This is a genomic window from Micromonospora ferruginea (assembly GCF_013694245.2).
Classification (GTDB): Bacteria; Actinomycetota; Actinomycetes; order Mycobacteriales; family Micromonosporaceae; genus Micromonospora; species Micromonospora robiginosa.
Genome location: NZ_CP059322.2, coordinates 934110 through 954739 on the forward strand (window position 1 = coordinate 934110; position 20630 = coordinate 954739).

The following is a 20630-nucleotide window of genomic DNA, read 5'->3' on the forward strand; positions in this document are numbered from 1 at the left end:
CTCACGGCAGTGGCAGGAACGCCACCCGCGCGTGGTACTCGCCGGCCACCGTCACGGTGTCGCTGCCGAGCCACAGGCCGCGGTCGGTGGCGTACAGGTCGGCGGTGCCGACCCCGCGGTCCTTTGTCGGGTTCCACGCCAGCGCCTTGCCGGTGGTCGGGTTGATCGCCCCGACGCCGGGCCGGGACACCGCGCCGGGGCCGGCCGAGTTGCGCCCGGACGGGTTGTCGAGCCAGCGCTGGTGGCCGCCGACGTAGACCGCCGCGCCGGTGACCGCGACCGACAGCAGCGTGTCGCCGCCGGTGTAGTTGGCCCAGGTCGGCTGCTTGCCCGCGGTGGCGGCGCCGAACTCGAAACGCGCCGCGGTGTCGCAGAGCGTGCCGGGGAACGGGCCGCCGGTGGTGACCACCGCGAACCAGGCGCCGTCCGGCGAGATGTCCACCCCGCGCAGGTAGGCCGGCATCGTCTTGGCGCACTGCGGCTGGTAGCGCGTGGTGGCCCAGCCGGAGAGCGTGGCGCCGGTGGCGCCCAGGTCGGCCACCGCGAGCTGGTGCCGTGCCGCGCCGGACACGGTGCTGAAGTTGCCGGCGAAGACCAGCCGGCCGCCGTCGGCGGAGACGTCCAGCGCCTCCACCTTGACCGGCGAGGTGGCCCCGGAGGAGGTGACCCGCGCGCCGTCCAGCCGCAGGTCGACCGAGGCGTCGGCGGCGCCGGTGGTCGCGTTCAGGGCGGCCAGGCCGCGCCGGGTCACCCCGCCCACGGTCTGGAACGCGCCGCCCACGAGCAGCCGGTTGCCGACCAGCCGCATGTCGTTGACCTGGTTGTTGAGCGCCGCGGGGGCGAACCCGGCGACCCGCGCGCCGGTGGCCGCGTCGACTCGGGCCACCCGGGGCGCGGCCACGCCGTTGATCGTGGTGAACGCGCCGCCGAGGTAGAGCGAGCGGCCGTCCGCCGAGGCGGCGAGCGCCTTCACGGTGCCGTTGACCGCAGGCTTGAACGTCGTGTCGATCCGGCCGGTGGTGGCGTCGAACGCCACCAGCCGGGGCATGGCGAGCTGCGCGGTGGTGTTCGCGTTGCGGACCTTGGTGAACGAGCCGGCGAGGTAGACGCGGTTGCCGACCTGGAGGATCCGGTACACGGTGCCGTCGAGTGCGTGCGGCGTCCAGGCCGCCGGCTTCGCGCTGACCACGGTGGTGTGGGTGGCGTTGACGGCGTGGGCCGGGGCCGCCGGGAACGCGCCGCCGGCCACGGCGAGCGCGGCCGCCCCGGCGAGGAACGCGCGGCGCCGGGGCCGGGCCGGGGCGGGTGAGGTCGTCATCGCTGAAGCATCCCGCCCGAGCAGGTTTTCCGCAGTCGGGTAGCCGCCTCTCTCCACCCGCCGACCGGCCGACCCACCCGGCATGAAAGGAGGGGGCCCCTCTTAACGCCTTGCGTTAAGCGGGGGCCCCTGCCCTACCGAAAACGTTAAGCGGGGGCCCCTCCTTCAGGTAGTACGGTGGCGGGGCCGCGAGGGGGAGGGGTGCGATGGGGGAACGCCGGAAGGCCGCCGTGCTGGTCTTCGACGCCGACGACACGCTCTGGGAGAACAACGTCCTCTTCGAGCGGGTGATCGAGGACTTCCTCACCTGGCTCGACCATCCGACCCTGGACCGGACGCAGTTGCGGGCCGTGCTCGACGACGTGGAGCGGGCCAACGCCCAGGCCCACGGGTACGGCAGCAAGATCTTCCTGCGCAGCCTCGCCGAGTGCCTGGAGAAGCTGCGCGAGCGCCCGGCCACCGACGCCGAGCGCGTCGAGATCGAGCAGCTCGCGGCCGCGCTGGTCGGGCACCAGGTGGAGTTGATGCCGGGGGTGGCCCGGACGCTCGACGACCTGGCCACCCGCCACGAGCTGCTGCTGCTCACCAAGGGCGAGCGCGAGGAGCAGCAGCGCAAGCTCGACGCGTGCGGGCTGCTGCACCACTTCCGGGCGGCGCACATCGTGCCGGAGAAGGACGCGGACACCTACCGCTGGTTGGCGCGCGAGCACGCGTTCGACCCGGGCGAGGCGTGGATGATCGGCAACTCGCCGCGCTCGGACATCCTGCCCGCCCGGGCCGCGGGCATGAACGCGGTGTTCATCCCGAACGAGAACACCTGGGTGCTGGAGCACGAGGAGTTGGATCCGTCCGACCCGGGAGTGATCCGACTGGCCGCGTTCCCCGACCTGGTCCGGCACTTCTGACCCGGCCGGTAACGTCCGGGATGTGCCGCTGACGTTCCCTTCGCACCTGGCGCCGGTGCTGCCGCTGAAGTGGTGGCGTCCGCACTGGTTCGACGGGGTGGCGCTGGCCACCGGCGCGGTCGCGCCGGACGTCGGTTACCTGTTCACCGGCACCCGCTTCGATCTCGGGCCGACCACGCACACGCTGGGTGGGTTGCTCTGGTGGGGCCTGCCGGTCGCGCTCGTGTACGCCTGGATCGTCCGCCGGGTGGTCGCCGGCATCGCCGCGCACCTGCCCGCGCCGAGGCTGTTCGGCTGGCCGCAGTACGCCGCGCTGGCCGGGGTGCGCCACCCCTGGCAGGTCACCGTCTGCTCGGCGTTGATCGGCGCGTTCAGCCACGTCGGGTGGGACTGGGTCAGCCACTCCGAGCGGGTGCCACGGCTGCTCGGCGTCGCCGACTTCCACGCCCTGACCGGCTGGTACTGGTGGCAGTTCGCGGACGTGGTCGCCAGCCTCGGCGGCGGGCTGCTGGTGGTGGCCGCGGCGGTGTACGCGGCCCGCCGGGGCGGGATCTTCGACGGCGACCCGCCACCGTTCCCGGAGACGAACCCGCTCGTCTTCTGGCGGGTTACCCTGGCGGTCACCGCGCTGGGTGCGCTGCTGCTGCCCGGGTTGCCGGCGGCCACCGTCGCCGCGCCGGCCGGGGTGCGCGTGCTGCATCTCGGGGCGCTGGCGCTGATCGCGGGCGCCGCGGCGGCCCGCTCCGCGCGGTCGGGAGACGCCGACCGCAGCCCGCGTCTCGAAGACGAACAGCGCCCGATCGGCTGACCTTGTTACGTCGACATGCCGCTTTTCGGCATTGACATCAATCACAGCCGACCGGCTCGGCCGGAGCTTGTCCGACCTGGGCTGACCTGCCTAACCTGGGCCGGCGTCCACGCCTCGTCGGGGTGAGTCGGGGGCGCACCGGAGTCCGGTGGTGAGAGCACCGTGGAGCTGAGTGCGGGCGAACCGGTTCGCTGTGTGGAGCCCGGCGTGGGCGTCGTGCCACGCCCGCCGTGTTCCCGCGGCCCGAACCGATACCTTGCCGGACGGCCGGGGTCAGGGCCGGGGAGTTGCGGACCCGGTCCTGACCCGTCCGGCCGACGCCGGGCGGGACGCCTCTGGCGCACCGACCCGTGACGGAGCGACACTGAGTCATGACTCTTCGGCGCGTACCGCCGCTCGTCGGCCTGGTCGTGCTGCTCGCGGCGGCCTGCACGACGCCCGGCCACGACGGCCCGGATCCGGCACCCCCGACCTCGACGACCTCCGCGCCGGCCACGACGGCCGCCCCGCCTCCCGCCGCCACCCTGCCCGCGTCCTCCGACGCGGCGGCGACGACCGGACCGTGGCGGCGGACCTGGGGCTGGGCGGTGCCCGCCACGCCCGCCCAGGTGACCCACGCGGTGCGAGCACCGGCCACCCCGAACGCCGGCGGACCGCTGCCCGTCCTGGTCGCGGTGCAGGTCGGGGACCATCCGGAGGAGGGCTTCAGCCGCATCACGTTCGCCTTCCGCGGGCCCACCCCGTCCTACCGGGTCGGCTACGTGCCGCAGGTGGTCACCGAGGGGCGCGGCGCGCCCGTCGAGCTGCCCGGCACCGCCTACCTGTCGGTGCGGTTCTCCCCGGCGCGGGGGCACGACGCGCGCGGCGGCGGCACGGCGGACGTGCCGCCGGCGGCCATCGGCTACCCCACGCTGCTGGGCTGGGCCGCGGCCGGCGACTTCGAGGGGCACCTGAGCTTCGGGCTCGGCCTCCAGCCGCCGGACGGCGGGCTGGTGCCGGTACGCCTGGGCGAGTCCACCCGCCCGGACGGCACCCACGTGGTCTCCGTCGACGTCCGGCGGGGCTGATCACCGGCACCGTCGAAGTAACAGGAATTGCGAGGGGCGGAGCTGCCGCGTGGCTGGCGGCAATAGCGCATGCGCGACCGCACTTCGTCACGGGAAAATGGCGGAGGGCGAGAGCGTGCTCTGGTGGGTGCTTTCTCTGGGGCGCGTACGAGTGGCACGATCTGGGCTGTGATGATTGCCGGATACGAGGATATCCCCCTGGTCGACGGCACGCCCCTGCTGAATGATGCGCTCTTCTGGCCGACGTTCTTGGCCGGCACGATGGCGCCGCACCGCGACTCGCTGGTCGCCTCGGCTTTCGGTGTCGCCCTGGATGACTGTTTCGACTACTTCTCGCGCCTTACCGATGCTGATGCGTGGCCATCTTTCCGGATCGCGCTCCCCGACGGTTACGAGATTGATCTCGTTTATTGGAATGAACCCGGCGAAAAGGGCAATTTTTTCATTCTCTGTCAGCCCGAGCGGGGATACCAGGTCGATCTGGCAAACGTGGGAGGGCACGAGTTCCGACCGGGGTTGAGCTGGCCGGAGTTGACCGGTGCGGCGAATCCTTCGAGTGCGTCGGACGGCGTCGTCGATCCGTCCGCCCGGCTGTTGTTGCTGTTGCCCACCTTTGGAGACGCGGACGTGCCGCCGGAGGCGACGGCGATGACGACCGCCGCGCTGCGCGCCTGCGGCGCCGGCTCGGAGGCCGACGAGTTGGCCGCCTACCTGCTCCGCGAGCCGGAACGGTGGCCTCGTTGGCGGACGCGGGCCGACGGTGCTCTCGTCTGCGACGGCCGGTACAGCCGGCGGAACCCTGAGGGGCCGGCCGGGCATCCGTCCGCCGACCTGCTCGAGATTTCATCGGCGCTCACCCCGCGTTGAGTCGTCGTCCAGCGGATTGGAAGTGCTCAAGAACGTGGGCGTTCCGCCCGGAGTCGGCCGCGAGGAGGGCCGCGGAGACCGGTTCAGCCGACCTCGCCGCGGACGATGGCGACGGCCACCCGGCAGAACTCGTCCATGTCGGGCTGGAAGCCGGCGGCGATGTCCGGGTGCAGGCCGGACCGGGTCTCGTCGAGCAACCGACGGCAGACGTCCTCCACGGGTTCCCCGGCGTAGCCGGCGCGCACACGTTCGGCCGCCGCCTGCAGGGCCGAGGTCAGCTGATCCTCCAGCGGGCCGCGCAGCTTCTGCTGCACAGGGTCGAGCCCGCTCGGATCGAGCGTGACATGTGGCTCCGACATCGGCGCTCCCTTCGTCGGCGTCCGCGGTACCCCACCGCGGGCGTCGGTCAAACCATCGTCGGTACGGCTGCGACCCGGACCTGGTACGAGAATTCCTCCGCCGGCTCCTCGGCGTACGACAGCCGGCGGATCTGCCGGTCGTCGGTCCAGAGCGCGACGTCGACCAGCACCCCGAGGTGGGCGAGGCCGATGCTGGACACCCGCTTCTTGTCCTGCAGCACCGCGCACACGCCACCCAGCAGCGTGCTGGCGTCGGAGGTGCGGTGCCCGGGCGGACACCGCAGGGTCAGGTCCACCTCCACCGGCCCGGCGAGCGGGGTCCACCCGGTGCGCTGGGCCGCCGTGCAGGCGGCCTGGAGCAGGGTGCGGACCCTCGTCGCCTGGCGGTGGCCGGCGGCGAAGATGGACAGGGCCTCGGTCTTGACCGGGGGCAGGCCGCTCACCTCGAACGACAGGGCGAGAGCGCGGGTGTCCTGCACGACGGCACCTCCTCGGGGCGAATCCTGCCCAACCGGCACGCACGGGGGCGGCGGTTCCCGGGAGAACCCACCGATCGAGCAGGCTGTGGGGGACAGCCGGCGGCGGGTCGACAGCGGCGGCGACGCGCGGGGCCACGGAGTGAGGGAAACGCTAGCCCAGCCCCGTCCCGCCCGGTAGTCTCGCCGTTCACCTGGTGGGACGCGGCTCAGGCCGCCTCACCGGCGTGTCGGGCCAGGTACTCGTCGATCGCCCGGCGGATGAGACCGGACCGGCCGCCCTTGTCGTTGCCGGCGAGTTCGTCGAGCTGCCGAACGATCGTCGAGGGAAGCCGGACTCCGGTCACCACCATCGGGACGCTCTCCGGCGCGGGCGTCGGCCCGAGGTCGGGCCCCCGGGTCGCGTCGCGCAGCAACTCGGAGATGTCGCCGCCCCGGTCGAAGTAGGCGACCAACTCCTCGCGGCTCATCGCCCGCGGATCACGGCCAGCGCTCATCGCGTGGCGCTCGCCTTGCCGGCCTCGGTTCAGGCGTACTCACGCTCCATCACAACAGCAGCGTACAACGCGTAAAACGCCGGTGGTCAGCGGCGGGCTCGCTTGAGTTCGTGGAAGGTGTCCAGGCGGATCAGCGGCAGCATCGAGTCCCAGATCGTCAGCGCGTCCTCGGTGCCCGGGACCTCGGTGATGATCGGCCCGTGGATGCCCCGGGCGGCGTCCGGCACCATCAACACCGGCGAGCCGATGTCCGGCCCGGCCGAGCCGTACGCCAGCGCGTGCGACTCGTGCACCGCCGCGTCCCAGCGCTCGTCGTCCAGCGCCGCCGCCGCGTCGGTCAACCCGGCCGCGTCCACCGCCGCCGCGACGCTCTTGTCGCCGAGGGGGTCGCCGGCGTCGTGGGTGCGCGTGCCCAGCTCGGTGTAGAGGCGGCCGGCGTCGTCGTGCCGGCCCTGCGCGCGCAGCGCCTCGACCATCCGCAGCACCCGGCCGGAGGCCGCCATCGCCTCGGCGAACTCGGGCGGGACCTGCCCGTCGTTGAGGATGGCCAGGCTGAACGCCCGCCACTCGACGCTCAGCCCGCGTGCCTGGGCGACGGCGACGAGCCAGCGGGAGGTGCGCCAGGTCCAGGGGCAGGCCGGGTCGAAGAAGAAGGTGGCGTCCATCCCACCAACCTAGGCGCGGGGGCGTGGGCTCGCAGCGCGGGGTGACCGTCACGTGACCGTGATGTTTCGCTTCGTCGCAGGTCGGGCACGTTCGAGCCCACGAAACGCCCGGGGCGTCGGGCGCACGGGCCGGTGCCTCGACCGTCTCGCCGTGCGCCGGGGCACGGGTGACCTCCCCGGTTCTTCGCCGAAGAGAGGGGGAGGGTGATGACGACAGTCCCCGACACGGCCGCACGGCGGCCGGTGAGACGCGCGGCGGCTGCGGCCGCCGCGTTGGCGTTGTTGGCCCCGCTGGCCGCCTGCGGTTCCGGCGGCGACGGCGGCCCGCCGACGATCAACCTGTACTACCCGCCCGAGCAGAACCTGCAGAAGGTGGTCGACGACTGCAACGCGCAGGCCCAGGGGCGCTACCGGATCACCTACCGGGTGCTGCCGCGGGAGGCCGACGAGCAGCGGGTGCAGATGGTGCGGCGGCTGGCGGCGCAGGACAGCGGCATGGACGTGCTCGGCCTGGACGTCACCTGGACACAGGAGTTCGCCAGCGCCGACTGGGTGCGGGAGTGGACCGGCCAGGACAAGGCCGAGGTCGAGCAGGGCACGCTCGCCGGGCCGCTGGACACCGCCCGGTACGAGGACAAGCTCTACGCCGCGCCGAAGAACACCAACGTGCAGTTGCTCTGGTACCGCTCTGACCTGGTGCAGGAGCCGCCGAAGAGCTGGGACGAGATGATCTCGGCCGCGCAGCGGCTCAAGGAGCAGAACAAGCCCTACCGGGTGCTCACCATGGGCGCCCAGTACGAGGGCCTGGTGGTGCTCTACAACACGCTCGCCGAGAGCGCCGGCGGCAAGATCCTCAGCGACGACGGCAAGAAGGCCGTGATGGACGCCGGCACCGTACGCGCGCTGGAGCAGCTCAAGACGTTCGCCACGTCGGGCGTGACCTCGCCGTCGTTCAGCAACGCGACCGAGGACCCGGTGCGGCTGGAGTTCCAGTCCGGCGGCGGCGCGTTCCAGGTGAACTGGCCGTTCGTGTATCCGGCGATGCAGGAGGCCAACCCCGAGCTGGCCAAGGACGTGAAGTGGGCGCGGGTGCCGGGCATCGACGCGAACACCCCGAGCAAGGTCACCATCGGCGGGGTCAACCTGGCGGTCAGCACGTACTCGAAGCACCCGACCGAGTCGTTCGAGGCGGCCCGGTGCATCCGCAGCGCGGAGCACCAGAAGTTCTCCGCGGTCAACGACGGCGTGCCGCCGACCATCGAGTCGGTCTACGACGACCCGGAGATGGCCAAGGCGTACCCGATGAAGGAGACCATCCTGGAGGAGCTGAAGGAGCCGGCGGTACGTCCGCTGACCCCGGCGTACCAGAGCATCTCCACGGTGATGTCGGCGATCCTGTCGCCGCCGTCAGGCATCAACCCCGAGCGGACCGCGGACGAGCTGCGCAAGGCCATCGCCGACGCGCTGGAGTCGAAGGGTGTCCTGCCATGAGCGTGAACGCCACTCCGGCCGGCGCGGAGGCCGCCGCCGAGGCGGAGCAGTCGACCGGTCGCCACGCCGCGGTGCCCACCCAGCGGGCCCGTCGCGGCTCCGCCGCCCCGCTGAGCGACAACAAGCGCGCCGAGCGGCGCCTGGGCTGGCTGCTCTGCGCGCCGGCCGCGCTGGTCATGGTACTGGTCACCGCGTACCCGATCCTGTATTCGGTCTGGCTCTCGTTGCAGCGTTTCGACCTGCGGTTCCCCGACGAGCGGCAGTTCGTCGGGCTGGAGAACTACGTCACCGTGCTGACGAACGACTTCTGGTGGACCGCGTTCGGGGTGACCATGCTGATCACGGTGGTCACCGTCGCGGTCGAGCTGGTGCTCGGCATGGGCCTGGCGCTGATCATGCACCGGACGCTGGTCGGCCGGGGCATCGTGCGCACCGCGGCGCTGATCCCCTACGGCATCGTCACCGTGGTCGCGGCGTTCTCCTGGCGGTACGCCTGGACGCCCGGCACCGGATATCTGGCGAACCTGTTCGACGGCAGCGCGCCGTTGACCGAGCGGGCCAGCTCGCTGGCGATCATCATGCTGGCGGAGATCTGGAAGACCACCCCGTTCATGGCGCTGCTGCTGATGGCCGGGTTGGCGCTGGTGCCGGAGGACCTGCTCAAGGCGGCGTCCACCGACGGCGCGACGGCGTGGCAGCGGTTCACCAAGGTGATGTTGCCGGTGATGAAGCCGGCGATCCTGGTCGCGCTGCTGTTCCGCACGCTCGACGCGTTCCGGGTCTTCGACAACATCTTCGTGCTGACCAACGGCGGCAACGAGACCTCGTCGGTGTCGATGCTGGCCTACAACAACCTGATCCGGGGCCTGAACCTCGGCATCGGCTCCACGATGTCGGTGCTGATCTTCATCACCGTGGCGATCATCGCGTTCGTCTTCGTGAAGCTGTTCGGCACCGCTGCCCCCGGCAGCGACGATGGGGAGAGGCGCTGACATGGCCGTGGAAACCACCACCCGGGCGAAGCTGCGCTGGGGCGTGCTCGATCTCGTGGTCGTCGTCTTCGCGCTGGTGCCGGTGCTCTGGATCGCCTCGCTGTCGTTCAAGACCCCGGCCACGCTCACCGACGGCAAGTTCTGGCCGAGGGAGTGGACGCTGGACAACTACCGGACGATCTTCGACACCAGTCAGTTCGTCCGCGCCCTGGTCAACTCGATCGGCATCGCGCTGATCGCCACCGTGATCGCCGTGGTGCTCGGCACCATGGCCGCGTACGCGATCTCCCGGCTGGACTTCCCCGGCAAGAAGCTGCTGGTCGGGGTGTCCCTGTTGATCGCGATGTTCCCGCAGGTGTCGCTGGTGTCGCCGCTGTTCGAGATCGAGCGTCAGCTCGGCCTCTTCGACACCTGGCCCGGCCTGATCCTGCCGTACATCACGTTCGCGCTGCCGCTGGCGATCTACACGCTGTCGGCGTTCTTCAAGCAGATCCCGTGGGACCTGGAGAAGGCGGCGAAGATGGACGGCGCCACCCAGGGCCAGGCGTTCCGGCGGGTGATCGCGCCGCTGGCCGCGCCGGGCGTGTTCACCACGGCCATCCTGGTCTTCATCTTCTGCTGGAACGACTTCCTGTTCGCGATCACGCTCACCTCGACCGAGCGGTCCCGCACGGTCCCGGTGGCCCTGCAGTTCTTCACCGGCGAGTCGCAGTTCGAGGACCCTACCGGGGCGATCTGCGCCGCCGCCGTGGTGATCACCATTCCGATCATCCTGTTCGTGCTCTTCTTCCAGCGCCGCATCGTCTCCGGCCTGACCTCCGGCGCAGTCAAGGGATAGGTGGTAACAGTGGCTGACATCGTGCTGGACAAGGTGAGCAAGCAGTTCCCGGACGGGACGTCCGCGGTGCGGGACGTCGACCTGGAGATCGCCGACGGCGAGTTCGTCATCCTGGTCGGCCCGTCGGGCTGCGGGAAGTCCACCACCCTCAACATGATCGCCGGGCTGGAGGACATCAGCTCCGGCGAGCTGCGCATCGGCGGTGACCGGGTCAACGACAAGGCACCCCGGGACCGGGACATCGCCATGGTCTTCCAGTCGTACGCCCTCTACCCGAACATGACGGTGCGGGAGAACATGGCGTTCCCGCTGCGCCTGGCGAAGATGGACAAGGAGACCATCAACCAGAAGGTGGACGAGGCCGCCAAGGTGCTGGAGCTGACCGCGCTGCTGGACCGCAAGCCGGCCAACCTCTCCGGCGGCCAGCGGCAGCGGGTGGCGATGGGGCGGGCGATCGTGCGCCAGCCCAAGGCGTTCCTGATGGACGAACCGCTGTCCAACCTGGACGCCAAGCTGCGGGTGCAGATGCGCACCGTGGTCTCCCGGCTGCAGAAGCAGCTCGGCACCACCACCGTCTACGTCACCCACGACCAGACCGAGGCGATGACGCTCGGCGACCGGGTGGTCATCATGCGCGGCGGCGCGGTGCAGCAGGTCGGCCCGCCGCAGGAGCTGTACGACCACCCGCGCAACCTGTTCGTGGCCGGGTTCATCGGCTCACCGTCGATGAACTTCCTGCACGCCAAGGTGGAGGAGGGGCGGCTGCGTACGGCGCTGGGCGACGTGCCGATCGGCGAGCGGGTCCGCCGCGAGCTGGAGGCCGGCGACGCGCCGCGCGAGCTGATCCTCGGCGTCCGACCGGAGCACTTCGAGGACGCGGCGCTGATCGACGACGAGACCCGGGCCCGGGGCGTGGAGTTCGAGGCGCCCGTCGACATCGTCGAGTCGATGGGCTCGGACAAGTACGTCTACTTCACCGTCGAGGGGGAGCGGGCCACCGCCGCGGAGCTGGAGGAGTTGGCCGCCGACGCGGGCGCCGCCGACTTCGCCGGCGCGGGTTCCAGCCTGGTCACCCGGCTGTCGGCGGAGTCGCCGGTGCGCGAGGGCGAGTCGCGCCGGGTCTGGTTCAACCTGGAGAAGATCCACCTGTTCGACCCGGGCAGCGGCCGCAACCTGACGCTGCACGAGGGGCGGTCGGCCGGCGCGCTGGCCGACTGAGCGTACGTGCGCGCGGAAGGGCCGGCGGCCTTGGCCGCCGGCCCTTCCGCGGTCCTCGTGGCCTGGGGATTCGACACGGTGTGTGATGTCCCCGGCGGGCTGACGGATGGTGCCTGCGGCGCCTTTGCTCTGCAGCCTCCGACGCACCGGTAACTCCACGTGGCCTGATGCATCCTTGGCTGCAGAGCAAAGGCAGCGAACAGGTGGACCGACGGGTCGAACGTTCCATCGCGTATTACCTGTTCAGGGACGTGACGGCAGGGCGGCGGTGTCGGCGACGCACGCAGGCGGCGACTGCGCAGCGTGACCGGCTGTGGCATACTCGGTGGATCGACGCGTTGTTACCAGGAGTTACGAAGCTCCAGCCCGAGGAATGCGGCGTAGCCGGCCAGAGTCGCGTCGACCCGGGCTCGCAGCGGCCCGTCGAACGGCACGAGCTGCCGCACGGTCACGGTCACCGCCTTCGCCCCGAGCGTCCGCTTCCAGGTGCCGACCACCCGGCCGCCGCGGACCACGGTGGACTGGAACATGCCGTTGTTGCCGGGCACCACGGCGTCGGCGTGCGCCGGGTCGAGCATCAACGACCGGTCCTTGAAGCCGAGCAGGTATTCGTCGAAGCCGGGCAGCGTGTGCACGTCGTCGACCGGGGTGCGGGGCGCGTCGAGCAGCGCGGCGTCGACGACGGCAGCCTCGCCGTCCACCTCGACCGGGGCGAGCCGGTCGCCGGCCAAAGTCAGCGCCCGGGTCGCGTCGGTGAGGGTCAGGCCGCTCCACCGGGCCAGCTCGTGCCGGGTCACCGGGCCGTGGCCGCGCGCATAGCGGTGGGCCAGCATCGCCAGCGCCTCGTCGCGCTCCGGGCGGTGCGGGTCCGGCGCCCACTCGTCGAGCAGCGCGAACGTCTGCTCGGTGCCGACGTGCGGGGCGATGCAGGTGATGCCGCGCTGGCTGGCGTACCAGAGCAGGTGGTAGCCGCGCTGGCCGGCGGTGTCCAGCCCGGCGGCGCGCAGCGTGGCCAGGCACTCGGCGCGGGTGAGCCGGCCGCCGCCGGTCAGCGCCTCGCCGAGCACGTCGCCGGCGCGGTCGCCGTCGGCGAGGGTGAGCCCGAGCTGCCGCCACCGGGCGCCGAGCCCGCCCAGCGAGCGGACGCCGGTGACGGCCAGCATCCAGTGCGCGTCCCGCGCGGGCACCAGGTGCACCGTGCCCCGCATCGGCCAGGTGCGCAGCGCCTCCCGCCGCTCCAGCGCGGCGTGGACGTCGTCGCGGGTCGCCCCGGGCAGGCGTACGCCGAGCGACCACACCCCGCTCGCCGCGTCCTGCGCCTGCATGGCGCCGAACCACTCGACCACGTCGGACACGCCCCGCGGTCGCAGGCTCGGATGCGGGCGCAGCAACAGGCTGGTCATCCGCAGCGCGAGCGCCTCGGCGCGGTTGAGGCGTACGGTCACGGCGGCCTCCCGTCGGCAGGTGGACGGCCAGCATAGGTCGGAGCGCCGACAGGTCGGGCGGGCCGGCGAGGGGCCCCTGATCGCGCTACGCCGGCTGCGCTGCCGACGGAGCGCGATCCCCCGTTCAGGTTCCCGACGCGGGGCGGCGTACGGCCGGCGCCGGTGGGAACAGGATCCCCGGTGCGCGCGGGCGGGAGAGCGGCTGCCCGCCGAACTTGCGCAAATCTTGAGCGCCGTTTGACGCCGCAAGTAACGGGTAGTCGCCGGAGCTTACCCGCGAATCGAGGAGGAACGTCTGATGGATGGCCAGGTCAAGGTCGCGGTGATCTACTACAGCGCGACCGGAATCACCTACCAGATGGCGCGGTCGGCGGTCGAGGCGGCGGAGGAGGCCGGTGCCGATGTCCGCCTGCGCAAGGTACGTGAGCTGGCGCCCGACGAGGCGATCCGCTCCAACTCGGGCTGGCAGGCGCACCGGCTGGAGACCCAGGACGTGATGGAGGCCGAGCCGGACGACCTGTCCTGGGCCGACGTCGTGATCATGGGCTCGCCCACCCGTTACGGCATGATCGCCGCGCAGCTCAAGCAGTTCATCGACACCACCGGCCCGCTCTGGGCCAACGGCGCGCTGGCGGACAAGGTCTACACCGGTTTCACCTCGACCGCCACCTCGCACGGCGGTCAGGAGGCGACGTTGCTGTCGCTCTACACGATCTTCTACCACTGGGGCGGGGTCGTGGTGACCCCCGGTTACACCGATCCCAGCCAGTTCGTCGCCGGCAACCCGTACGGCGCGTCGCACACCAGCAACAACGGCGAGGTGGCGCCCGACCACGTCGCGCTGGCCGCCACCGCGCTCACCGCGAAGCGGGCGGCGCTGATGGGCGCCGCGCTCAAGCGGGGCATGGCCGGCTGACCGGCGCCGGACGGGCGACCGGTGGTCCGGGCGGGGGCTCTCGAACCCGTGCGGACCACCGGTCGCGGTAGGCCTACCCCCGATCGGCCACCCCATGCGCGCTCAGCGCGGGCCGGTCGAGCAGATGCCCGAGCAGGTCGGCCAGGACCGCCGTGCCGTCGCGGCTGAGCACCGACTCCGGGTGGAACTGCACCCCGGCGAAACCCGCGCCGCGCAGGGCGTGCACCGCGCCGTCCGCCGGGTCCCGGGACACCTCGACCGGGCCGTACGCGCCGGTGACCCGGTCGGTGTCGGCCCGGGCGGTGAAACTGGCGTAGAAGCCGACCCGGCGGGTCACCCCGAACACGTCCACGTCGCGCGGCAGGCCCTGGTAGGGCGCGTCGCGCCGGTGCAGCGGCAGGCCGAGCAGCCCGGCCAGCAACTGGTGGCCCAGGCACACCGCCAGGGTCGGTCGGCCCGACGCGAGCAGCTCGGTCAGCACCGCCCGCATCGCCGCCATCTTCGGCGCGGCCGGGTCGCGCGGGTCGCCCGGGCCGGGGCCGACCACCACCAGGTCGTAGGCGTCGAGCGGGCCGGGCCGCGACCAGTCCCGGCGGGTGACCGTCAACCCCAGCGCCCCGAGCTGGTGGGCGAGCATGCCGGTGAACGTGTCCTCGCCGTCGACGACCAGCGCCCGGCGGCCGGCCAACCCGCGCAACGCGATCGCCCCCGGCTCCCGCTGGCGCAGCCAGAACCGGGCCAGCGGGAGGTTGCGGGCGGCCAGCGCGGCGCGTACCTCGGGATCGTCGGCGTGCCGGACGGCGGCCGCGGCGTCGGGTCGTGGGGCGTCCGGGCCGAGGCCCAGCGCGGCCAGCACCCCGGCCGCCTTGGCGTGCGTCTCGGCCACCTCGCCGGCGGCGGTGGAGTGCCGGACCAGGGTGGCGCCGACCGGCACCCGCAGCGCGCCGTCGCCGGTGAACTCGGCGGTGCGGATCAGGATCGGCGCGTCGAGCGTCTGCCGGCCGTGGGCGTCCCGGCCGAGCAGGGCGAGCACGCCGGCGTAGTAGCGCCGCCCGGCGCGCTCGTGCCGGGCGATCACCCGGCAGGCGTTCTCCATCGGGCTGCCGGTCACCGTCGGCGCGAACATGGTCTCCCGCAGCACCTCCCGCACGTCCCGGGAGCAGCGCCCGGCCAGCAGGTACTCGGTGTGGGTGAGGTGTGCCATCTCCTTGAGGTAGGGCCCGACCACCTGGCCGCCGTGCTCGGCGACCACGGCCATCATCTTCAGCTCCTCGTCGAGCACCATGTACAACTCCTCCACCTCCTTCTCCTCGTGCAGGAAGCGCAGCAGCGCGGCCCGGTCGGCCGCCGCGCCGCGATGCCGGAAGGTGCCGCTGATCGGGTTCATCTCGACCAGGCCGTCGGCCACGCTGACGTGCCGCTCCGGGCTGGCGCCGACGAGCGTGCGGGCGCCGGTGTGCACCAGGAAGGTCCAGTACGCGCCGCGCTCGCCGACCAGCAGCCGGCGCAGCGCGGCCAGCGCCGCGGCCAGCGGGTCGCCCTGCACGCTCGCCCGCATGGTGCGGTGGATGACGAAGTTCGCCCCCTCGCCCCGGCCGATCTCGTCGGTCAGCACCCGCTCGACGACGGCCGCGTACTCGTCGTCGGAGAGGTCGAAGCCGGCGTCGCGGGTGCGTACCGGCGCGTCGGGCAGCGTGTCCAGCACCTCCGCCAGCGGGATCCGCCGGTGCTGGCGGACCTCCAGGAACTCCAGCGGCAGGCCGTCGTCCACGCAGGCGAAGCCGCGCTCGGTGATCTGCCGGAACGGCACCAGGGCCAGCGTGCGCGGGCCGGCCGGTCCGTCGGGCAACGGCAGGTCGGCCAGCCGTTCGGCGCGCCGGGCCGGGCCGGCGTACAGGTCGACGTGGTCGGCGCCCTCGCGGCGGACGAGCGCGAACGGGCCGGGGTCGCGGCCGGCGGCGATCGCGGCCAGCGGGTCGGACGGGATGGTCATCGGGTCTCCTCGGTGGGCCGGTGGCCGCCGGCGAGGGCGACCCGGGAGCCGGGAGAGACCGGCGGCCGCCTCGTCGGGCGGCCGCGTCAGGAAGCTACGCGCGGGGGTGGGCCGCCGGGTCGGCGGGCCACCAGCAGGACAGGTGCGCGGGCATGACGATCACTGTACGCGAGCGGGCGGTGGCGGGGAACCCGATCAGGGTCACCGGCCGCGCCGGGTAGGTTGTCCGGCGATGGACATTCTCGCTCTGGACCTGGGCACCTCCTCGGTACGCGGACTGGTGCTGGACGCCGACGCGGTGCCGCGTCCCGGCGCGCTGGCCCGCCGCAAGGTGCACCTGGCCACCGGCGACGACGGTGCCGGGACGCTTGACGGCCCGGGCTACCTGGCGTGCCTCGTCGAGTGCCTGGACGAGCTGGCCGCGGGCGGGCACCTCGAGCAGGTCGACCTGGTGGCGACGTCCGCGCAGTGGCACTCGGTGCTGCCGCTGGCCGCCGACGGCACCCCGTCCGGGCCGGTGCTGACCTGGCTGGACACCCGGCCCGCGCCACCCGCCGCGGTGGCCGGCCCGGCCGACCCGGACGCCTACCACCAGCGCACCGGCACCTGGTGGCACCGCTGCTACTGGTCGGTGCGGCTGCCCTGGCTGGCCGAGCGCGGCGCCGACCCGGCCGGCCGGTTCGCCGGCCTGGCCGAGTACGTGCTCGGCGCGCTGCTCGACGACGCCCCGATGTCCATCTCGCTGGCCTCCGGCACCGGCCTGCTCGACCTGCGCCGGCTCGACTGGGACGCGGAGGCGTGCACGCTGGCCGGCGTGCGGCCCGAGCGGCTGGGACCGCTGGCCCCGCCGGACTGGCACGGGAAGCTGAACCGGGAGCACGCGAGGCGCTGGCCGCAGCTCGCCGGGGCGCGCTGGGCCGCGCCGGTCGGCGACGGCGCCGCGTCCAACGTGGGTTCCGGCTGTGTCGACGAGTCCCGGGCCGCGGTCACCATCGGCACCTCCGCCGCGGTCCGCATGATCCAGGCCGTGCCGGCCGGCGCCGAGCTGCCGCCGCTGCCCGACGAGCTGTGGCGCTACCGGGTCGACCACGACCGGGTGGTGACCGGCGCGGCGTACTCCAGCGGCGGCAACCTGTTCGCCTGGGCGAACCGCGAGCTGCGGCTGCCGCGGGGCGCGGAGCTGGAGGCGGCGCTGCACCGCGCCGCGGCCGGCCGGCGGGTGCGGGCCAACCCCCGCCTCGGCGGGGACCGGCCCCCGGGCACCGCCCCGGCCGGGTCGGGCGAGCTGGGCGGGCTGAGCTTCGGCACCACCGCGGTCGACATCCTCGTCGGGCTGATGAGCGGGCTGTGCCGGCTCGTCGCCGACGACCTGGCGCTGCTGGAGGCCGGCGTCGGTGACCCGATGGAGGTGGTGCTCGGCGGCGGTGCGCTGACCGCCTCCCCGTGGTGGCGCACAGCCTTCGCCGACGCGCTCGTCCCGCGTACGGTGCGGTGGCAGCGCAACCCCGAGATCGGGGCGACCGGCGCCGCGTCGGTGGCCCTGGGGCGGGTGCCGGAGGCGGCCGACATCGGCGGCGTCGGCCCGATCGACGCCGACGCCGCGCCGCACGGATAGCCGCTGACCGTCCTGCTCATGCCGTCCGGGCGGGCGTTGACAGGGCCGGCCGGCCTGGTTGGATGGATCCCGCTCCCCGGCGTGGTGGAGCGGACCGAGGAGGCAAGTGTGGGCGCAGGTCCCGACCCGGCCCGCGGCGCGGCCCCGCCGCCGCACCGGCGGCGCTCCGGGTTCCGGCTGCGGGACTGGCGGATGGGCACCAAGCTCGCCACCGTGCTGGTGATCCCCTCGGTGGCGTTCCTGGTCCTGGCCGGCGTGCAGACCCGGGGCCTGGTGGGGCAGACCACCGCGCTGAGCGACTTCGCCGAGCAGGTCGGCATCGGTCGGCAGATCACCGCCGTGGTGGACCGGCTCCAGCAGGAGCGGGACCGTTCCGCGGGCGAGCTGGCCGCGCTACGCCGCGCCGGCACCGGCGCCGACCGGGACGCCGCGGTCGCCGCGCTGCGGCCGTTGCAGGAGGCTACCGACGGGGCGGTGGACGAGCTGCGCGCCGCGGCCGAGCCGCTGGCCGACGCAGACGCCGCCTGGCGGGTCTCCTACTCGGAGGCGCTGGAGGCGTACGACCAGGTGGTGAGCATCCGGGCGGCGGTGCCGCCGGCGGTGCTCTCCGCCGACACCGTGCTCAGCAACTACCACCGCGCCGTCGCGGCGCTGCTCAACCTGCTGGCCGAGCCGTCGCCGGGCGACGGCCAGCGGGCGCTGACCGAGGCGGTGCTGCGCTACGTGCAGTTGGCCCGGGTCAAGGAGCTGTCCTCCCGGATCCGCGCCGAGCTGTACGCGGCCGCCCGCGCCGGCCGCTACGAGCCGGACGACCAGGTGACGCTGACCGACCTGCGGGCCCAGCAGCTCACCGCGCTGGGCGCGTTCCGGGTGGCGGCGACCGCCGAGCAGGTGCGCCGCTACGACCGCACGTCGGTGGACCCGGCCTTCGTCACCGCCACCCGGCTGGAGGAACGGACCCTGCCCACCGGCGGGGCGGAGCCGGCGTTGCCGTCCGCGCCGCAGTGGTGGGCGGCCACCGAGCAGCGGCAGGAGCTGTTCCGTCAGCTCGAGGGCGAGATCGTCGACGACGCGGTGACCCGGGCCGACGACGCGAGCGCCCGGCAGTTGCGCGAGACGTTGCTGGTGGCCGGCGGGATCGTCACGGTGCTCCTGGTGGCGGTGCTCATCTCCCTGCTGGTGGGCCGGTCGGTGGCCCGCGCCATGCGTCAGTTGCGCGGCCAGGCGCTGCGCATCGCGCAGGTGGAGCTGCCGATGACCCTCCAGCGGCTGCGGACGGTGGACCGGCCGGTGGGTGTGATCGACGTGCCGCCGGCGGTGGTCGACTCGCAGGACGAGCTCGGTGAGCTGGCGGAGGCGTTCGTGGCGGTGCACCGCAGCGCCGTGGACGTGGCGGTCGAGCAGGCCATGATGCGTCGCAACGTCAACGCGATGTTCGTCAACCTGGCCCGGCGCAGTCAGGTGCTGGTGGAGCGGCAGTTGGAGCTGCTCGACGACCTGGAGCGGGAGGAGAGCGACCCGGAGCAGTTGGAGAACCTGTTCAAGCTGGACCACCTCGCCGCCCGCATGCGCCGTAACGACGAGAGCCTGCTGGTGCTCGCCGGCACCGAGTCCACCCGGCGGTGGAACCGGCCGGTGGGGCTGGGCGCGGTGCTGCTCGCGGCGAGCGCGGAGATCGAGCAGTACCAGCGGGTGCGCCACGAGAACCGCACCGACCTGCACCTGGTCGGGCACGCCGTCGGTGACCTGGTGCACCTGTTCGCCGAGCTGCTGGAGAACGCCACCGCGTTCTCCCGGCCGGAGACGGCGGTGCGGGTGGTGGTCCAGGCGGACGGGCCGGGCGCGCTGGTGGAGATCGTCGACCAGGGGCTCGGGATGAGCGCGGGCGCGCTGGCCGAGGCGAACGCGGTGCTGGCCGAGCCGCCGGCGGCCGACGTGTCCGCGTCCGAGCGGATGGGTCTGTTCGTGGTGAGCCACCTGGGTTTCCGGCACGGGGTGCGGGTGCAGTTGCGTCCGGGCCGGGAGGGCCTGGTCACCCGGGTCCGCATCCCGGCCGACCTGCTGGCCGAGACGCCGCCGCCGGGGCTGGACCCGCCGGTGCCGGCGCGGATGCTGACCGGTCACGCCGCCGCGGCGTCGCGGGCGCTCGGCGCGGCCACCGCGGAGCTGCCGGTCGCCGGCCGGCACCCGGTGTCGCCGAGGTCGCCGGCGCAGCCGGGCCCGCCGGCGCTGCCGGTCTCGCCGCTGACCGGCCGGCCGCTCGGCGACGTGGTGGAGCCGGCGCCGGCCGGGCCGCCCGCCGGCCCGCCGGCCGCGGTGCCGCGCCCCCGGCCGGTACCCGGCCGGGCCGCGGACGTGCTCGCCCCGGTCGCCGCCGCGACGGCGGCCGGCGGCTGGTTCTCCCGGCAGGGACCGACGTCGTCGGTGCTCGGTGTGACACCGGCGCCGGCGCGGACGCCGGTGACCGGGGGGACCAACGAGCGGGGCCTGCCGGTACGCGTACCGATGGCCCAGCTCGCCGCGGTCTCGTCGGCCGACCGGCCGGACCGTGCGGCGGTGCGGCACGAACCGGACCCGGAGGCGGTCGGCGGTATGCTGTCCCGCTTCTACGGCGGGGTGCGACGGGCCGAGGCCGAGGAGACCACCGAGATGTACCTGCCGCGCGACGAAGGGGGACGACGACAGTGACGACGTTGAGCCAGGAGGCACGTGACCTGAGCTGGCTGGTGAACGCGTTCGCCGAGCGGGTTCCCGGGGTGGCGCACGCGGTGGTGGTGTCCTCCGACGGGCTGCTGGTGGCGATCTCCGCGCACCTGCCGCGCGACCACGCGGACAAGCTGGCCGCGGTCACCTCGGGCCTGATGAGCATCACCGCGGGCGCGGCGCAGATGTTCGACGGCGACGTCGTGAAGCAGACGGTGGTCGAGATGGGCCGGGGCTACTTCCTGGTCATGCAGATCCGGGACGGTTCGATCCTGGCCACGCTGGCCGGCGGGGACGCCGACATCGGTGTGGTCGGCTACGAGATGGCCCGGCTGGCCAAGCAGGCCGGCGAGATGCTGACCCCGGCGCTGCGGGCCGAACTGCAGCAGGCGCTGCCGCGCTGAGCCGAACCAGGCGCTGCCGCGCTGAGCGGCGACGGGTGCTGACGGGCACCCGG

General features: G+C 73.3%; 19 protein-coding genes. 12 read left to right on the top strand and 7 right to left on the bottom strand.

Annotated elements, in window-relative coordinates:
• Nucleotide 1: 1 nt before the first annotated feature.
• Nucleotides 2-1318 carry a hypothetical protein gene (locus tag H1D33_RS04365; protein WP_181569282.1) on the bottom strand — a complete coding sequence of 439 codons (1317 nt, stop codon included), beginning with the start codon at nucleotides 1316-1318 and terminating at the stop codon, nucleotides 2-4.
• A gap of 206 nt (nucleotides 1319-1524) precedes the next feature.
• Here H1D33_RS04365 and H1D33_RS04370 point away from each other — a divergent pair, with 206 nt between their 5' ends.
• The 4 genes from H1D33_RS04370 (at nucleotide 1525) to H1D33_RS04385 (ending at nucleotide 4965) form a co-directional block, all read left to right on the top strand.
• On the top strand, nucleotides 1525-2223 hold the full coding sequence (locus H1D33_RS04370; RefSeq protein ID WP_181569281.1) for an HAD family hydrolase: 699 nt from the start codon (nucleotides 1525-1527) through the stop codon (nucleotides 2221-2223).
• Between the two features lie 22 nt (nucleotides 2224-2245).
• Nucleotides 2246-3031, top strand: coding sequence for a DUF4184 family protein (locus tag H1D33_RS04375; RefSeq protein ID WP_181569280.1), 786 nt, complete (start codon nucleotides 2246-2248; stop codon nucleotides 3029-3031).
• 371 nt (nucleotides 3032-3402) lie between these two features.
• Nucleotides 3403-4098 carry an AMIN-like domain-containing (lipo)protein gene (locus H1D33_RS04380; protein ID WP_181569279.1) on the top strand — a complete coding sequence of 232 codons (696 nt, stop codon included), beginning with the start codon at nucleotides 3403-3405 and terminating at the stop codon, nucleotides 4096-4098.
• Between the two features lie 168 nt (nucleotides 4099-4266).
• The gene (locus H1D33_RS04385; protein ID WP_181569278.1) at nucleotides 4267-4965 is read left to right on the top strand and encodes a hypothetical protein; all 699 of its coding nucleotides are present in this window, start codon (nucleotides 4267-4269) and stop codon (nucleotides 4963-4965) included.
• 83 nt (nucleotides 4966-5048) lie between these two features.
• Here the strand turns inward: H1D33_RS04385 and H1D33_RS04390 are convergent, their stop codons facing one another.
• The 4 genes from H1D33_RS04390 to H1D33_RS04405 all read right to left on the bottom strand — a co-directional run bounded on the left by H1D33_RS04390 (nucleotide 5049) and on the right by H1D33_RS04405 (nucleotide 6962).
• A complete protein-coding gene (locus H1D33_RS04390; RefSeq protein ID WP_181569277.1) occupies nucleotides 5049-5324 on the bottom strand; it encodes a hypothetical protein in 276 nt (91 codons plus the stop codon).
• Between the two features lie 47 nt (nucleotides 5325-5371).
• Nucleotides 5372-5803 carry a RusA family crossover junction endodeoxyribonuclease gene (locus tag H1D33_RS04395; RefSeq protein ID WP_181569276.1) on the bottom strand — a complete coding sequence of 144 codons (432 nt, stop codon included), beginning with the start codon at nucleotides 5801-5803 and terminating at the stop codon, nucleotides 5372-5374.
• 206 nt (nucleotides 5804-6009) lie between these two features.
• On the bottom strand, nucleotides 6010-6297 hold the full coding sequence (locus H1D33_RS04400) for a ribbon-helix-helix domain-containing protein (protein WP_107156908.1): 288 nt from the start codon (nucleotides 6295-6297) through the stop codon (nucleotides 6010-6012).
• 86 nt (nucleotides 6298-6383) lie between these two features.
• Nucleotides 6384-6962 (bottom strand): DsbA family protein, encoded by a 579-nt coding sequence (locus tag H1D33_RS04405; protein WP_181569275.1) that lies wholly within the window; start codon nucleotides 6960-6962, stop codon nucleotides 6384-6386.
• A gap of 207 nt (nucleotides 6963-7169) precedes the next feature.
• On the opposite strand from H1D33_RS04405, the gene H1D33_RS04410 reads away from it, so the two are divergent.
• Genes H1D33_RS04410 through H1D33_RS04425 form a run of 4 tightly spaced genes read left to right on the top strand, consistent with a single transcriptional unit; the run spans nucleotide 7170 to nucleotide 11501 of the window.
• Nucleotides 7170-8453 (top strand): ABC transporter substrate-binding protein, encoded by a 1284-nt coding sequence (locus tag H1D33_RS04410; protein WP_181569274.1) that lies wholly within the window; start codon nucleotides 7170-7172, stop codon nucleotides 8451-8453.
• Nucleotides 8450-9445, top strand: a complete 996-nt coding sequence (locus H1D33_RS04415) for a carbohydrate ABC transporter permease (protein WP_246411695.1) — start codon at nucleotides 8450-8452, stop codon at nucleotides 9443-9445. The genes H1D33_RS04410 and H1D33_RS04415 overlap by 4 nt, the downstream gene beginning before the upstream one ends.
• A 1-nt stretch (nucleotide 9446) precedes the next feature.
• Nucleotides 9447-10283 (top strand): carbohydrate ABC transporter permease, encoded by an 837-nt coding sequence (locus tag H1D33_RS04420; RefSeq protein ID WP_181569273.1) that lies wholly within the window; start codon nucleotides 9447-9449, stop codon nucleotides 10281-10283.
• 9 nt (nucleotides 10284-10292) lie between these two features.
• A complete protein-coding gene (locus H1D33_RS04425; RefSeq protein ID WP_181569272.1) occupies nucleotides 10293-11501 on the top strand; it encodes an ABC transporter ATP-binding protein in 1209 nt (402 codons plus the stop codon).
• 341 nt (nucleotides 11502-11842) lie between these two features.
• Here H1D33_RS04425 and H1D33_RS04430 read toward each other — a convergent pair whose 3' ends face one another.
• Nucleotides 11843-12946, bottom strand: a complete 1104-nt coding sequence (locus tag H1D33_RS04430) for a winged helix DNA-binding domain-containing protein (RefSeq protein WP_181569271.1) — start codon at nucleotides 12944-12946, stop codon at nucleotides 11843-11845.
• A gap of 298 nt (nucleotides 12947-13244) precedes the next feature.
• Here H1D33_RS04430 and wrbA point away from each other — a divergent pair, with 298 nt between their 5' ends.
• Complete coding sequence (wrbA, locus tag H1D33_RS04435; protein WP_181569270.1) at nucleotides 13245-13862, top strand: NAD(P)H:quinone oxidoreductase; 618 nt, start codon at nucleotides 13245-13247, stop codon at nucleotides 13860-13862.
• Nucleotides 13863-13935: 73 nt separating this feature from the next.
• Here wrbA and H1D33_RS04440 read toward each other — a convergent pair whose 3' ends face one another.
• Nucleotides 13936-15855: a chorismate-binding protein gene (locus H1D33_RS04440; protein ID WP_181569269.1), complete on the bottom strand. Its 1920-nt coding sequence runs from the start codon at nucleotides 15853-15855 to the stop codon at nucleotides 13936-13938.
• A gap of 232 nt (nucleotides 15856-16087) precedes the next feature.
• On the opposite strand from H1D33_RS04440, the gene H1D33_RS04445 reads away from it, so the two are divergent.
• The 3 genes from H1D33_RS04445 to H1D33_RS04455 all read left to right on the top strand — a co-directional run bounded on the left by H1D33_RS04445 (nucleotide 16088) and on the right by H1D33_RS04455 (nucleotide 20577).
• A complete protein-coding gene (locus H1D33_RS04445; protein ID WP_181569268.1) occupies nucleotides 16088-17470 on the top strand; it encodes an FGGY family carbohydrate kinase in 1383 nt (460 codons plus the stop codon).
• A 108-nt stretch (nucleotides 17471-17578) separates the two neighbouring features.
• Nucleotides 17579-20158 (top strand): sensor histidine kinase, encoded by a 2580-nt coding sequence (locus H1D33_RS04450; RefSeq protein ID WP_246411693.1) that lies wholly within the window; start codon nucleotides 17579-17581, stop codon nucleotides 20156-20158.
• On the top strand, nucleotides 20155-20577 hold the full coding sequence (locus H1D33_RS04455) for a roadblock/LC7 domain-containing protein (RefSeq protein ID WP_091066554.1): 423 nt from the start codon (nucleotides 20155-20157) through the stop codon (nucleotides 20575-20577). The genes H1D33_RS04450 and H1D33_RS04455 overlap by 4 nt, the downstream gene beginning before the upstream one ends.
• Nucleotides 20578-20630: the final 53 nt, after the last annotated feature.